We start from the raw sequence: 16054 nt of genomic DNA on the forward strand, positions 1-16054 counted from the left end.
AAAGTTTATAATATTTTTAATATGTATTTTTTATAAAAAAATATGTGTCTTTCTTTTTTTAGTAGTATTTTGTATACAACGCGTACATATTTGAAGAGTATTTTTTTTATAATTATTGGGTTGCGTATAATTCCAACACCTAGGACATTTTTGTTTCAGATTTTTTTTAATAATCATTTTAAAATTCGGGATAATACGACTTTTATATGCTGTTTTCGGAGCGGAAGAATATCGGTGCAATTGAGTACTTGAAACTAAAAAGATAAATTTTAACTCAGTATTTAAAGATAATAATAATTGAAAGACTTGTTTATCCACATACAAAGCTAATTGTATTTCTAGTGAATTGTTAATAATATTTTTTTTTTTTTCTTGTTCAATAAATTTGTTTACAGCATTTCGTATAGAAAATATTTTTTTCCAAAAAATAAAATTATAAGGAATATTTTCAGAGAGAGGTTTTATTTTTTTAAACCATTTTGTAGTAAAAATAGATTTTTCTTTATTTTTCGACAATAAACTCCAAGCTTCTTCTGCTGTAAAAGATAATATCGGAGCAATCCACCTAACGAGAGATTGGAGAATATAAAAGATTGTAGTTTGACTGCTACGTCGCTCAGAACTACTATGATGCATAGTATACTGACGATCTTTAATTAGCTCTAAATAACAGGATCCTAATTCAATAGAGCAAAATTTAATTATTTTTTGTACTACTTTGTGAAAATTATAAGCATTATAATAATGAATGATGCTTTTTTGATATTTATATGTTATACCTATAATCCATTGATCAAAATATAACATTTGCTTATATTTTATACCGTGTTGGTCAGGCTTAAAGTCAAAAATATTAGAAAACAAGAATCTTATTGTGTTTCTAATTCTTCTGTAATGATCGGATATTTGTTTAAATGCTTCGTTGGAAATAGATATATCGCTGGTATAGTTGGTGTATGCTACCCATAATCGTAAAATATCCGCTCCCCATTTTTGAATAATATCTTGCGGTTTGATGCTGTTATCTAAAGATTTAGACATTTTTTGTCCGTTTTTATCAACGACAAAACCATGGGTAATCACTGATTGATACGGAGCTCTATTTTGTGTAATGACAGAATTAATGAGGGACGACATAAACCATCCTCGGTGTTGATCTGATCCTTCTAAGTATAGATCCGCGACATAATTCTGTTTCTTTACAGCGTTGTGTTGATATATTTTTAGTTGATAATTGGATCCTGATTCAAACCATACATCTAAAATATCACAACTTTTTTTGTACATGGGCGCTTCTTCTTTTAACCATTTCTCAGTACTTGATTCCCACCATATATTATAACCGTATAACTTAATTTGTTTTGCTATTTTTTGAACTATTTGAATAGTTTTTGGATGCAATTTTCCAGTTTCTCGGTGTATAAAAAATGGAATCGGAATACCCCAAGTTCTTTGCCTCGAAATGCACCAATCAGGTCTATTTTTTAACATAATTTTCATTTTATGTTTCCCCCACTGAGGCATCCATAAAACTTTTTTAATTTCTTTTAATGTTTTTTTTTGTAAAAAGAGATTAGATGTTTTAATAAACCACTGAGGAGTTGCGCGAAAGATTACTGGTTTTTTATGGCGCCAGCAATGAGGATATTTATGATTAATAATTTCAGAAAAAAACAATTGATTGTGGTTATTTAATAATTTAATTATTAAATTTTCTTTATTAAAGATATGAATATTGTTTAAATGTTCGTTATTTGGCAATTGATATATGCCGTATGAATTAACTATTTTTTGGGGAGAAATATTATATTTTTTGCATGCAATAAAATCTTCATATCCGTGATCGGGTGACATATGTACAGCGCCTGTTCCCAATTCACTGGATACATGATTGGATAATATCAAAGGAACCTGAATATTAAGAAAAGGATGCGAACATTTTAAAAATTCTAATTTTTTACCTTTTACTGATCCTAATGTTTTATATTTACTTAATTTATTTTTTTTAACTATATTATTAATTAATTTTTTTTCACAAATATAATATTTTTCTTTTATTTGCAGAAGTTCATAGCTTAAATAAGGATTAAGAGCAATTGCTTGACATGTTGGTAATGTCCATGGTGTAGTAGTAAAAATAATTATCGAAATACCATTAGAGACAATTTTTTCTACATTTTTTTTTTGTTTATATAATTTAGCAAGCTGTATGCAATTAATTATTTTGAATAAGACATAAATGGCTGTAGTTTTTTTTCGTTTATGTTCTATTTCTGCATCTGCTAGGGCAGATTGACAATTAAAACACCAATAAATAGGCTTTAGATCCCTATATATATATTTTTTTTTAACTATTTCAGCTAAAACAGAAATAGTATTAGCTTGATTTTCATAGTTTATTGTTAAATTAGATTGATTCCAATCAGCTAGAACACCTAATCGAATGAAATCCTTTTTTTGTTTTTTAACTTGACTGAGTGCATATTTTCGGCATTGTTCACGAAATATTTTTTTTTCATGAAAATGAATAGTTTTTTTTTTTAATAGTTGTTCAACTTTTTGCTCAATCGGTAATCCATGGCAATCCCAGCAAGGAATATATGGCGCAAAAAATCCAGACATACGCTTGGTTTTTAAAATAATATCTTTTAAGATTTTATTAACAGCATGGCCTATATGAATATCACCGTTAGCATATGGCGGCCCATCATGCAAGAAAAAAAATTTTTTCATTTTATTATTGTTATTTATAACGTCATATAATTTTTCAGATTTCCATTTTTTCAATATTTTAATTTCTTTTTCAACTAAATTGGCTTTCATTGGAAAGGTAGTTTGAGGTAAATTTAAAGATTTTTTAATATTTTTCATATGTAGCTCGTGATAAATTAGAATATATATTCTATTATAATTTGTAAAATGTTTTTAGTATATTTTCATAACATTTCTTTATATATAATAAATATTTTTTTATATCTTTTCTAGTATAAAGTATACATATATATTTTTATTATTATTTCTATATATTAATTTTTTTTATTTAAAATAAATAACATGTTTTGATAGAGGAATCCGCGGATCGCGTCTATACATAACATGTGCTTTTAATAAAAAATATTTTGTGACAATATAGTGTCATAATACTAACACGGATATTTTTTGTGAAAAATATTAATATTTTTATATAAAGTTTCGTATTATTTTAAATTAAATATTGTAATATGTTGTAAAATATAACGTACACATTATTTTTATATATTTTGTTTTATATTTTAAAGAATAGTACAAAAATAATGTTGAGTAAATATGACAATGAAATTGTTTTCAGGAATAAATTTTTTATTATGTTGTTAAACATGAAAAGAATTATCTAAATAATCTATTCTAGAGGTTTCTAGTTATTATGGCAAATATTAAATCATCTAAAAAACATGCGCTGTTATCTGAAAAACGTCGTAAGCTGAATGCAAGTAAACGTTCTAAGGTTAAAACATTTATTAAAAAAGTATATTCGTTCATTCAAAAAAAAGATAAAGCAAAAGCTAATCAGGCGTTTTCTTTGCTACAGTCTATTATAGATAGATATTCTGTAAAAGGAATTTTACATTTTAATAAAGCAGCTAGACATAAGTCTAGATTAATTAAAAGTATTCAAAGAATGTAATATTTATGTATTAAATTTTTGTTAGAAATAAGTATTGCTTCTATTTACAAAATATAGATAGCAATACCCTCTTACTATAAATCTTATTGAGTAAGGTCATCGAAAAATTTTTTTACACTATCAAAAAATCGCTTAGATTGAGGACTATGGTTTTTATCTTTAAAATCACCAAAACTTTTTCCTAACCGGAATAACAATTTTTTTTGAAATTCATTGAGATTTACTGGAGTTTCTACTTTTATTTTACAAAATAAGTCTCCCTGATACCCCTTTCGTACCGAAGTAACGCCTTTTCCACGTATTCTAAATAATTTTCCTGACTGTGTTTCAGAGGGTATTTTAAGGTTCACTCTTCCTTTTAAAGTAGGCACCTCTATTTCCCCTCCAAGAGCAGCTACAGCAAAATTAATCGGTACTTCGCAGTGCAAATTGTTTGCATCTCTATTAAAAATAGGGTGATTTTTAACAGTAATCTGGATATATAAATCTCCAGCTGTTGCTCCATGCTTGCCCGCTTCTCCTTCTTTATTAAGTCGAATGCGATCATTATTATCTACTCCGGCTGGAATTTTGATAGATAATTTTTTTGATTTTTTAATTCTTCCCTGCCCATAACATACTTTACATGGGTTTTTGATTACTTTTCCAGAACCGCGACAAGTAGGACATTCTTGTTGGACAGTAAAAAATCCTTTTCTCATTTGTACTTGACCATGACCGTTACAGGTAGAGCAAGAAGATGGTTTTATTCCACGAGCTGATCCATATCCATAACAGGCTTGACATGTCTCTAATGTAGGAATGTTTATTTGTTTGGTTGTTCCTTGTACCGCTTCTTCGAGAGTAAGGTGTAGATTATATTGTAAATCTGATCCTTTTTCTTGAGCAGTTGATTGATTGCTTCCAAATATATCACTAAATACATCGCCAAAAATGTCATTAAAATCTGATGTTGAAGCGGTGAAATTGCCATGAAAATTATTTGAATTATTATTTTGCTCAAAAGCAGCGTGTCCATATTGATCATATGCGGTTCTTTTTTTCGGATCACTTAAAATTTCATAGGCTTGTTTTATTTGCTTAAACTTTTCTTCTGCTGCTTTATTGCCTTGATTTCTATCAGGATGATACATAATTGCAAGTTTTTTATATGCTCTTTTGATATCGAGTTCATTTGCTGTATTAGAAATGTTTAAAGTTTTATAATAATCTTTTTGTGTCATGGTTTATTGTTATTCTCAGAATAAGGTGTGTTAATGGGTGTAGATAAAATTTTTCTACACCCTTTACATAAGGTTAGATTTAGAATAATAATTCTATTTTGAGTGCAATAAAATGTCATTAGCAGAATCTGTATCTTATTTTATTTGTTGTCTTTATCTTTTACCTCTTCAAATTCTGCATCTACTATGTTGTCATTATCTTTTTTTAGATCATCTTTTGTTTTTGAGTGTGTTTCAGTTGTATTTTTCTGGGAAGTTTCTGTTAGTTTTAGAGTATGCTGTAATACGTTTTGTATATTTTTATCGATTTCTTCTTTATTTTCGCCTTTTAGCGAAAAATCTAGCTCTTGTAGAGATTTTTCGATTTCTGATTTTGTATTTTGATCAATTTTGTCTTTATTTTCATGCAGTTGTTTTTTAGCATTATGAGAAATCTGATCTCCTTGGTTTCTAGATTTAACCAGTTCTTCAAATTGTAAATCTTTTTCTGAATTCTCTTGAGCTTCTGCAATCATTTTTTTAATTTCTTCTTCCTTTAACCCCGAAGAAGACTGTATAGTTATTTTTTGTTCTTTTCCTGTTGTTTTGTCTTTAGCTGATACATGTAAAATACCGTCTGCATCAATATCAAAAGTAACTTCTATTTGAGGCACTCCTCTTGGAGCTGCTTGAATGCCATCTAGATTAAATTGTCCTAGTGATTTATTGTCTAATGCTTTTTTTCTTTCTCCCTGCAATATATGTATCGTTACGGCCGATTGATTATCTTCAGCTGTTGAAAAAGTTTGGCTATGCTTAGTTGGAATCGTTGTATTTTTATTTATTAGAGGGGTCATAACGCCTCCCATAGTTTCAATACCTAGGGACAACGGAGTGACATCTAATAGTAAAACATCCTTTACGGTACCAGAGAGTACTCCTCCTTGCACAGCTGCTCCAATAGCTACAGCTTCGTCTGGATTTACATCTTTCCTTGGTTGTTTGCCGAAAAAGTCTGCTACTTGTTTTTGTACTAACGGCATTCTGGTTTGTCCGCCAACTAAGATGACATCATTGATATCTGATGGTTTTAATTTTGCATCTTGTAGTGCTATTTTTAAAGGTTTGATAGATCGGACAATTAAGTCCTCTACTAATGATTCTAATTTTGCTCGAGTGACTTTAATGTTTAAATGCTTAGGGCCTGTAGAATTAGCTGTAATATAAGGTAGGTTAACATCTGTTTGTTGGGCAGAAGATAATTCAATTTTAGATTTTTCAGCAGCTTCTTTTAATCTCTGCATTGCTAGTGGGTCATTTCTCAAATCGATTCCTTGTTCTTTTTTAAACTCTGAAACTAAAAAGTGTATTAATCGATTATCAAAATCCTCTCCGCCTAAGTGAGTATCTCCATTAGTAGATAACACTTCAAAAGTTTTTTCTTTATCTACATCATCGATTTCAATAATAGAAATATCAAATGTACCTCCTCCTAAGTCATATACAGCTACAGTTCTATTTCCTTTTCCTTTATCCAATCCATATGCTAGGGCAGCTGCTGTTGGTTCGTTAATGATACGCTTGACCTGCAGTCCAGCGATTTTACCAGCATCTTTAGTTGCCTGTCTTTGAGCGTCGTTAAAATATGCCGGCACTGTAATAACGGCTTCAGTAACTGTTTCGCCCAAATAATCTTCAGCAGTTTTTTTCATTTTTTTAAGAATTTCTGCAGAAATTTGTGGTGGAGCAATATCTTCTTGTTTAACCTTTAACCACGCATCTCCGTTTTTAGACGAAACAATTTTATATGGCATGATTTTGATATCACGTTGAACTTCTTCGTCTAGAAATTTCCTTCCCATTAATCGTTTTATAGCAAACAATGTATTTTGAGGATTGGTTATTGATTGACGTTTTGCCGGTTGTCCTACAAGAATCTCGTTTTCTTTTGTATATGCTATAACAGATGGAGTGGTGCGCTCTCCTTCTGCGTTTTCTAATACTTTGGCTTTATTATTATCCATAACAGCAACACAAGAGTTTGTAGTTCCTAAATCTATTCCAATAATTTTTCCCATAAATGTATTTTCCTAGTAATTATATTGATAGATTCTACTTTACGTTTTCAGTTCCTATTATTAACATAGTTAAAAATATTTTTAAATACAAGCTAAAATTTTTATAAATAGATAATATTAATAAAATGGGGTCAGTTTATACAGCATCAAGGGGAAAACAAAAAATATAATTATCGCCTGATGAAAAATAGAGTATCTCCAATCACTTTTTGACTTGTATTTTATAAAAGTCAGTCCGGTGAATTTAAAATTATCACTTTTTTAATTATAAAATGTTATAATATAAATATATTTATATTTAGTAAACCATATTATACCGTATTATAGTAATTTAGATGCTTTTAATTTAATTAAAGATTTTTAAAAAATATTAATTTTTCGAGTTTTAACATTTTTATGAAGACTGAACAGCAATCCTTGAGTTTTTTATATTTTATATTTTTTAGTTTTATGATTTGCTTAATAATTTTATTTTTAGGATATATTTTAGGAGGCAAATCATCTTTTAGAAACCCTCCTGATCCATTTGAATCAGGCATTGTTTCGCTTGGGAGCGCTCGGTTAAATCTTCCAATTAAATTTTCTTTAATTGCTATTTTGTTTGTTATTTTTGATATAGAGGTTTTGTATTTATATATTTGGGCTCTTTGTGTTCGTGAAGTAGGTTGGATTGGTTTTTTGGAAGTTAGTTCTTTTATTTTAATTTTATTAATGACTTTGTTTTATTTAATTAAAGAAAAAGTATTTGAGTGGGTTCTTTCTGAATAACTAAATCTTGTAATTTGTTTATTTGGTTTTCTGGGTCGGATATTTTAAAATTATTGTTTTTGAAAACTGCATTTTATTTATTAGGTAAAACATTTTTAACTGTAGCAGGATGTAAAATATGCAATATACGTTGATTAAAGCAAACATACATAATTCTAAAAATGATAAATATCCATTACATCGAGCGAAATCTGTTCCTGATCCTTTAGACCAACAAATCAGCAACAATGTTTTTTTTGGTACTATTTCTAAATGGATGCACAATCTTGTTAATTGGGGAAGAAAAAATTCTTTATGGCCTTATAATTTTGGTTTGTCATGTTGTTACGTTGAGATGGTAAGCTCATTTACTTCTGTACATGATGTTTCGCGTTTTGGTTCCGAAGTCTTGCGCACTTCTCCGCGACAAGCTGATTTTATGGTTATTGCAGGAACTCCATTTATAAAAATGGCTCCTGTTATTCAGCGACTATATGACCAAATGTTAGAGCCTAAATGGGTTATTTCTATGGGAGCATGCGCCAATTCTGGAGGAATGTATGACGTTTATTCTGTGGTGCAAGGAGTAGATAAATTTCTCCCTGTAGATGTGTATATACCAGGTTGCCCACCTCGTCCAGAAGCATATATGCATGCATTAGCTCTATTACAAAAATCTATCGCTAATGAACGTCGACCGTTATCATGGGTTGTGGGGGAACAAGGTACCTACAAAATTAATTCCGTATCTGAAAAAAAAAAAAACTACAAAAAAAGAATTTCTGTAGTTAATATTGATTGTCAAGATAGTTTCTAATTTCTTTAGATCCTAAAGAGTGTTGTACAAAATAATCTTGTGTAATTTGATGTATTTATTTTAATTGTTATATTGCTTATGACTTAGAGACTAAATTATGCCTAATATAGATTCAGAAAAAAGTTTTTTTTTTAAACAGTACAAATAAAAATTTTTATAAAAAAAACCCAATTATTTTATCTTTATTTAACTTATTTGGAAAAAAGAAATTTTTTATACAAAACACATATTTAACGTGTCCCATTATATGGGTTTCTGCTTCGATTTTAAAACAAGTTGTTATATTTTTGAAAAAAAATAATGAATGTTGTTATGAAATGTTATTTGATTTGCATGGTGTGGATGAAAGTTTAAGAAAAAATATTATTGGTATGCCGCGTACTGATTTTACAGTATTTTATCATTTTTTTTCTGTTATTCATAACAGTGATTTGATTTTAAAAGTAGCTTTATTAAAAAAACATCTACAATTACCTACGATTACCTCAATTTTTTTAAATGCTAATTGGTATGAGCGCGAAACTTGGGACATGTTTGGTATAAAATTCATAGGTCACCCTTGTTTAAATAGAATTCTTATGCCCAAAAATTGGGTCGGGCATCCTTTGCGTAAAGATTATGCTTCGCGAGCTACAGAATTTGATAAATTTTTTTTTACAAAACAAAAAGAAGATATAGCTATGGAGTCTTTGCGCTTTTGTCCTGAAGATTGGGGCTTAAAGCGCAAAAATTCTAATGGTTCGGAGTATATGTTTTTAAATTTCGGACCGAATCACCCTTCTTCTCATGGAGCTTTTCGCATTATATTACAATTACGAGGAGAAAGAATAATAAATTGTATTCCTGATATTGGTTATCACCATCGTGGTGCAGAAAAAATTGCTGAACGTCAATCTTGGCATAATTATATTCCTTATACTGATCGTATAGAGTATTTAGGCGGGTGTATAAATGAAATGCCTTACATTCTAGCCGTAGAGACATTAGCTGGTATTACTGTATCTAATAGAGTGCAGTTTATAAGAGTTTTGTTGTCAGAGTTATTCCGGATTAATAGTCATTTATTATTTATCTCAACGTTTATTCAAGATGTAGGGAGTATGAGTACTGTTTTTCTAGCGTTTACTGACCGGCAAAAGATTTATGATTTAATTGAGTGCATTACCGGCGCTAGAATGCATCCGGCGTGGTTCCGAATTGGTGGAGTAGCAAAAGACTTGCCCCAAGGTTGGAATAAATTTTTAAAAGAATTTTTAGAATGGATGCCTAAAAGGTTAGATTTTTATATAAATACAGCCTTAAAAAATAGAATTCTGATGTCTAGATCTCAGGGTGTAGCTGCTTATTGCAAGAATGAAGCGTTGACGTGGGGAATTACTGGAGCTGGTTTGAGGGCTACAGGAGTAGATTTTGATGTCAGAAAAAAACGACCGTATTCAGGTTATCAAAATTTTGATTTTGAAGTTCCTATTGGTAATAAGATCAGCGATGCCTATACTCGAGTATTATTAAAAGTTGAAGAAATTAGACAAAGTTTAAAAATTTTGAACCAATGCCTACTTAATATGCCGGAAGGTGCTTTTAAATCTCCACACCCACTAACGACTCCGCCTCAAAAAAATAACACCTTATTTCATATCGAAAGCATGATCACGCATTTTTTACAGATGTCTTGGGGTCCTGTCATTTCACCCAATGAGAGTTTGCAAATGGTTGAAGCTACAAAAGGTATAAATAGTTATTATTTAATCAGTGATGGTAATTCTGTAAGTTATCGGACTCGTATTCGTACACCCAGTTTTGCTCATTTACAACAAATTCCTTCGGTTATACGTGGACATGTAATATCTGATTTAATCGTTTATCTCGGCAGTATTGATTTCGTGATGTCGGATGTAGATCGTTAAGGGTTTTTATATTTAATTAGGAAAAAAAATAGTGCCTTATTTAAAGCAATCAGAGATTTCTGAAATTTTATTAAAGAAAAAATGTTATATAGATGCAAGAGCAGCTTGTATAGAAGCATTAAAAATTGTACAAAAAAATAGAAGATGGGTGAGTCCCGAAGCTATTTCAGATATTGCTAAAATATTATCCATATCAGAATGTGATGTAGAGGGAGTTGCAACTTTTTATTGTCATATTTTTCGTCAACCAATTGGCCGATATCTTATTCGATACTGTGACAGTGTCGTATGTTTTATTAATGGATACTGTGATGTTGAGAAACAATTAGTATGTAGTTTAGGAATAAAATCGGGCGAAACTACTAAAGACCATCGCTTTACGTTACTACCAACCTGTTGTTTAGGCGCTTGTGATAAAGGTCCGGCTCTTTTAATTAATGAACAATTATATACTAATCTTAATTCTAAAAAAATTGTGAATGTTTTGGAAAAATATAAATGAAAGATATATTAAAAACTGCAGAAACGCACCCTCTAACATGGCGCTTAGACAAATATTCGCAAATGCTGAGTATAACAGAATACTGCAAAACAGGCGGCTATCAGGCTTTACGAAAATCTTTAAAACGATTATGTCCGGTAGAAATTATCACCTTGATACAAGAATCGGGTTTAAGGGGAAGAGGCGGGGCTGGCTTTCCTACTGGGATTAAATGGAAGCTAATGTCACAGAATGTTGAAAAAAAAGATAAATATTTAATTTGTAATGCAGATGAAATGGAACCAGGGACATATAAAGATAAATTTTTAATAGAGCATTTTCCGCATCAATTAATTGAAGGTATGATATTAAGTGCGTTTGCTTTACAATCTAATTGTGGATATATTTTTTTACGAGGTGACTATTATTTGTCAGAAAGAATTTTAATTCAGTCTATTAATGAAGCTTATCAATTAGGTTTTTTGGGCAAAAATATACTTCACAGCGGTTTTAATTTTGATTTATTTTTGCATACGGGGGCGGGTCGTTATATTTGCGGAGAAGAAACTGCGCTAATTAATTCTTTAGAGGGGCGGAGAGCTAATCCAAGATACAAACCTCCTTTTCCAGCCACTCACGGTTTATGGGGAAAACCTACCTGCGTCAATAACGTCGAAACGTTATCTAATATTCCCGCAATTATATTAAATGGTCCAAAATGGTATTTAAGTTTGTCTAAAAGCGTAGATTCAGGTACTAAGTTATTAGGATTTTCTGGTCGAGTAAATAGACCAGGTTTGTGGGAATTACCTATTGGAATTACAGCAAGAGAGGTTTTAGAAGATTATGCTGGAGGTATGCAAAAAAATTTAACTCTAAAAGCTTGGCAGCCAGGAGGAGCTGGGACTCATATATTATCCAGTCGCTGTATTGACGTAAATATGGACTTTACTAGTCTACAGAATCTAGGCAGTCGATTAGGAACGGGAATAGCTATGGCTATAGATAATACAGTTGATATGCTTGCGTTATTAATCAATATTGAAAGCTTTTTCTCTCGTGAATCATGCGGTTTCTGTACTCCGTGTAGAGAGGGTTTGCCGTGGATCGTTAAAATATTAAAAGATTTAAAAAAAAAGAAAGGGTTTAGTGATGATGTAAAAGTTCTAGAAGAGCTTTGTTATAATTTAGGTCCTGGAAAAACTTTTTGCGCTCACGCTCCAGGAGCAATTTCTCCGCTACAGAGTGCATTAACTTTATTTCGTGATGAATTTGAAGTTGGTATTAGAGGGCGGGAAGAAAAAGATAGTAACAATATAGAGGTTATTCCTCTGTATGAATAGAGGTTGATAAAAAAGAGAATCCTGATAATTTCGTTATATAATTTACAAGCGAAAACAATTTTTTTTTATATAGTCTCATAACTAATTTTTGAAGGCGAGTAACTTACAATGGTTAAAATTTACGTGGACGATAAAGAATATCACATAAAATCATCGGGTAATTTATTACAAGCGTGTTTATCTATTGGAGTAGACGTACCGTTTTTTTGTTGGCATCCTGCTTTAGGGAGTGTTGGATCATGTAGGCAATGTGCTATTACAGTATATCGAGATCAAAAGGATCAATCAGGATCTATTATTATGGCTTGTATGTCTGAAATTCAGGAAGGTATGCGGATATCTACCTTAAATAGTAGCACAAAAAAATTTCAAAAAAGTATTTCTGAATTAATGATGTTGAATCATCCGCATGATTGTCCAATTTGCCCCGAAGGAGGTTGTTGTCATTTACAGGACATGACTGTATTAAATCAACATAATATACGTCGCTACAGATTTAAAAAACGTATTTTTAAAAATCAATATTTAGGCCCGTTTGTTTCGCACACAATGAACCGGTGCATTACGTGTTATCGTTGTGTTCGGTATTATGTTGACTATGCTGGAGGCTCAGATTTCGGCGTATACGGCTCCAATAATAAAATTTATTTTGGACGATTATCTGACGGTATATTGGAAAGCGAATATTCTGGTAATTTAATTGATGTATGTCCTACAGGCGTCTTTACCGATAAAACAAATATTCAAAATTTTCACCGTAAATGGGACTTACAATATGCTCCTAGTATATGCCCTAACTGCAGCATCGGATGCAACACTAGTTTAGGCTCGCGACTAGGAAAGTTATGTCGTATAGATAATAGGTATCATTCGTCTATTAATAAGTATTTCTTGTGCGATTTAGGGAGATTTGGTTGTAATCATGTTAATTTTAATGATATTACGAAACCTTTTCGTCAAAAAAATAATAGAAAAAAATTTCTAGATTATGATCATGTTATATCGTTAATAATTAATATTATAGAGAAATCTTCAAATAAAATATTAGGCATAGGCTCTTCAAGAGCTAGCGTAGAAAGCAATGCTGCCTTATGTCATTTAGTAGGACCAGAGAATTTTTCTAACGGCATGTTGTCTGAAGCCGATGAGTGTATGAAAATTATCACACAGATAGCTCAAAACAGCGATATACATAACCCTTCTCTTGTGGAAATAGAAACATATGATGTGATTTTAATTATTGGCGAAGATATCACTCAAACAGCTCCTTTAGCAGCTTTGTCTGTGCGTCAAGCAATTAGAAAAGTCAATTCTCATGCCGTAAAAGGTAGCAAGATACCTATATGGCATGTTAACGCCGTGAAAAACGTTATTCAAAATCAAAAAAATCCTTTATTTATAGTTCAAACTGATTCTACAAAATTAGATGATATTTGCAATATAAGCTACTGCGGCTCAATAAAACAGCAATTGCAGTTTAGTAAATTAATATTAGACGGAATTAATAATTACGGAAATAGTAACGATCAAGATGATGATAGTATATTTTTAAAAATCGATAGTATTGTTAAGCAATTATGTCATGCAAAAAAACCGTTAATTATTTCTGGAGCATCCTTAAATAATGTAGATATTATTAAAGTATCGTATAATATTGCCCGGGCATTACAAAAAAAAGATTTACCAATTGGTCTTGCTTTATTTCCTCCATCAACAAATAGCATGGGTCTTTCTTTAATCCCAGCTATTTCTTGTGACGCTATGTTCAATGTTATTAATTCCAATAAAGTAGATGTTTTAATTATTCTAGAAAATGATTTATATAGATTTTATGAATCGAAGGTACTTGATAGTATTTTTAAAAAAATTAAAACTATAATTGTCTTAGATCACTACAATCACAAAACCATAGAGCGTTCTGATATTTTTTTATCGTGTACTAGTTTTTCGGAAAGCTCCGGTCATTTTGTAAATTATGAGGCTCGTTTACAAAGATTTTTTAAAACACACGATCCTAATTTTTATAATAAAAAAATGCTTAAACTAGAAAGCTGGCGTTGGATATATGCTATTTATAAAAAAATACGATTATTTTCTTTAATTCAAGCTTTTGGTATTGATCAAATGACGAAGCTATGTTCTTTATGGCATCCTATTTTTAAACATATTTCGAGAGTATCTCCTTCGTCTTCTTTTCAGGTTTTAGGCCAAAAAATTGCTAGATCTCCCGTACGTTGTAGTGGTCGAACTGCTCTTTTTTCCGATAAAGATGTACATGAACCGACTACTCCTAAAGACCCTGATAGTATGTTTTCTTTTTCTATGGAGGGTAATCAACAAACTGAAAATAATTTTTCCTATTCTCCTTTTTTATGGTCTCCTAAATGGAATTCCAACCAGTCATTTTATAAATCACCAAAAAGATTTTTGGATTTAAATTCCAATGATTATGAAGGCATTTTATTACTTCGGAACTATAATAAAAAAATCTTTAAAAGCTTTTCTTTAACGAATTCCCCAGAACATTCTCAAAATAGCTTATCTTCCTTTAAAATCATTCCTTATTATAAAATATTAGGCAGCGAAGAGGTTAGTCACAGTTATTTTTCGAATATTATGAAAATAAATAATTCTTACGCTAAAGTAAATTATTTAGATGCTGCTAAAATATTTATTAATGAAGGAGATATATTACAATTTCAAGTTAATGGTATTACTTTTAAATTCCCCGTTCAGTTATCTAATAAAATTTGCTTGCTTCATATAGGGATACTTTTCGGTTGTAAGGGTTTTCCAATATCTTTGTTTAATCATGTTGCTTATAATTTAATTAAATATAAGGAATAAAATATCTTATCAATAAGGCGCTGATGTTATGAGCAATCCAGTTTTTATTTCTCTGTGTTCAGTGATGTTAATTGTTCTAAGCGCAAGTTTTTTGAGCTTAATAGAACGTAAAACATTAGGGTGGTTGCAAAATCGCTATGGTCCTAATCGAGTAGGTTGGCAAGGTTTTATGCAGATCTGTGCCGATGGTATTAAATTGCTTTTTAAAGAGGACTGGGTTCCTCCTTTTAGTGATAAAGTGTTGTTTATTATTGCGCCGGTTATTTCTTTTGTATCTTTTTTATGTATATGTTCCGTAATTCCTCTCACCCCTAAATATATGATTATTAATTTAGATATCGGAATCTTATTTTTTTTAATGATGTCTTCTTTGTCTGTATATGGAATATTATTAGCAGGTTGGTCAAGTAATAATAAGTATTCTTTGTTAGGAGCCATTCGTGCAGTAGCTCAAATGTTGAGTTATGAAGTATTTTTAGGCTTGTCCGCTATGGGCCCGGTTATTCGTTGTGGGTCTTTTAACTTAATTGATATTGTTAATTCCCAAAAAAATATTTGGAATATTGTTCCTCAGTTTTTGGGTTTTATTATGTTTTTTATTGCGTGCATGGCTGTTTGTCATAGACATCCTTTTGATCAACCTGAATCCGAGCAAGAGCTAGCGGATGGATATCATATTGAGTATTCCGGAATGAAGTTTGGAATGTTTTTTATAAGTGAGTATATTGCTATTATGTCAGTTTCATCTTTAATGGTATGTTTATTTTTTGGGGGTTGGTTAGGTCCATGGTTTGCTCCTATTGTTTGGTTTATACTAAAAGCTTTATTTTTTATTTTTTTATTTATCTTATTGAGAGCTTCTTTGCCGCGTCCTAGATATGATCATGTTATGATTTTTGCGTGGAAATTTTGCCTCCCGATTTCATTATTAAATATTTTTATTACATCTTTAAAAGTTTTATTATAAT

At 30.6% G+C, this 16054-nt stretch carries 11 protein-coding genes; 8 read left to right on the plus strand and 3 right to left on the minus strand.

Features of this window, described 5'->3' with window-relative positions; all coding sequences use genetic code 11:
• Positions 1-30: 30 nt before the first annotated feature.
• Entirely contained in the window at positions 31-2871 is a 2841-nt protein-coding gene (gene ileS, locus CINFORN2912_RS00490; protein WP_075433710.1) for an isoleucine--tRNA ligase, read from the minus strand.
• Between the two features lie 532 nt (positions 2872-3403).
• Between ileS and rpsT the strand changes: the two genes are divergently transcribed.
• Positions 3404-3664 (plus strand): 30S ribosomal protein S20, encoded by a 261-nt coding sequence (rpsT, locus tag CINFORN2912_RS00495; RefSeq protein WP_075433711.1) that lies wholly within the window; start codon positions 3404-3406, stop codon positions 3662-3664.
• An 83-nt stretch (positions 3665-3747) separates the two neighbouring features.
• On the opposite strand, the gene dnaJ is transcribed toward rpsT, so the two are convergent.
• Positions 3748-4887 carry a molecular chaperone DnaJ gene (gene dnaJ / locus CINFORN2912_RS00500; RefSeq protein ID WP_075433712.1) on the minus strand — a complete coding sequence of 380 codons (1140 nt, stop codon included), beginning with the start codon at positions 4885-4887 and terminating at the stop codon, positions 3748-3750.
• A 140-nt stretch (positions 4888-5027) separates the two neighbouring features.
• Positions 5028-6944 carry a molecular chaperone DnaK gene (gene dnaK / locus CINFORN2912_RS00505; RefSeq protein ID WP_075433713.1) on the minus strand — a complete coding sequence of 639 codons (1917 nt, stop codon included), beginning with the start codon at positions 6942-6944 and terminating at the stop codon, positions 5028-5030.
• 396 nt (positions 6945-7340) lie between these two features.
• Between dnaK and CINFORN2912_RS00510 the strand changes: the two genes are divergently transcribed.
• The 7 genes from CINFORN2912_RS00510 to nuoH all read left to right on the plus strand — a co-directional run bounded on the left by CINFORN2912_RS00510 (position 7341) and on the right by nuoH (position 16053).
• Entirely contained in the window at positions 7341-7712 is a 372-nt protein-coding gene (locus tag CINFORN2912_RS00510) for an NADH-quinone oxidoreductase subunit A (RefSeq protein WP_154101260.1), read from the plus strand.
• Between the two features lie 118 nt (positions 7713-7830).
• Positions 7831-8508, plus strand: coding sequence for a NuoB/complex I 20 kDa subunit family protein (locus tag CINFORN2912_RS00515; RefSeq protein WP_075433715.1), 678 nt, complete (start codon positions 7831-7833; stop codon positions 8506-8508).
• A gap of 110 nt (positions 8509-8618) precedes the next feature.
• A complete protein-coding gene (gene nuoC, locus CINFORN2912_RS00520; protein ID WP_075433716.1) occupies positions 8619-10415 on the plus strand; it encodes an NADH-quinone oxidoreductase subunit C/D in 1797 nt (598 codons plus the stop codon).
• A 28-nt stretch (positions 10416-10443) separates the two neighbouring features.
• Positions 10444-10917: an NADH-quinone oxidoreductase subunit NuoE gene (gene nuoE / locus CINFORN2912_RS00525; RefSeq protein WP_075433717.1), complete on the plus strand. Its 474-nt coding sequence runs from the start codon at positions 10444-10446 to the stop codon at positions 10915-10917.
• Positions 10914-12239 (plus strand): NADH-quinone oxidoreductase subunit NuoF, encoded by a 1326-nt coding sequence (gene nuoF, locus CINFORN2912_RS00530; RefSeq protein ID WP_075433718.1) that lies wholly within the window; start codon positions 10914-10916, stop codon positions 12237-12239. Before nuoE ends, nuoF begins: the two co-directional genes overlap by 4 nt.
• A gap of 108 nt (positions 12240-12347) precedes the next feature.
• The gene (nuoG, locus tag CINFORN2912_RS00535; protein WP_075433719.1) at positions 12348-15086 is read left to right on the plus strand and encodes an NADH-quinone oxidoreductase subunit NuoG; all 2739 of its coding nucleotides are present in this window, start codon (positions 12348-12350) and stop codon (positions 15084-15086) included.
• 28 nt (positions 15087-15114) lie between these two features.
• Positions 15115-16053 (plus strand): NADH-quinone oxidoreductase subunit NuoH, encoded by a 939-nt coding sequence (gene nuoH / locus CINFORN2912_RS00540; protein WP_075433720.1) that lies wholly within the window; start codon positions 15115-15117, stop codon positions 16051-16053.
• Position 16054 lies beyond the last annotated feature (1 nt).

Source organism: Buchnera aphidicola (genome assembly GCF_900128725.1).
Lineage (GTDB): Bacteria > Pseudomonadota > Gammaproteobacteria > Enterobacterales > Enterobacteriaceae > Buchnera_F > Buchnera_F aphidicola_K.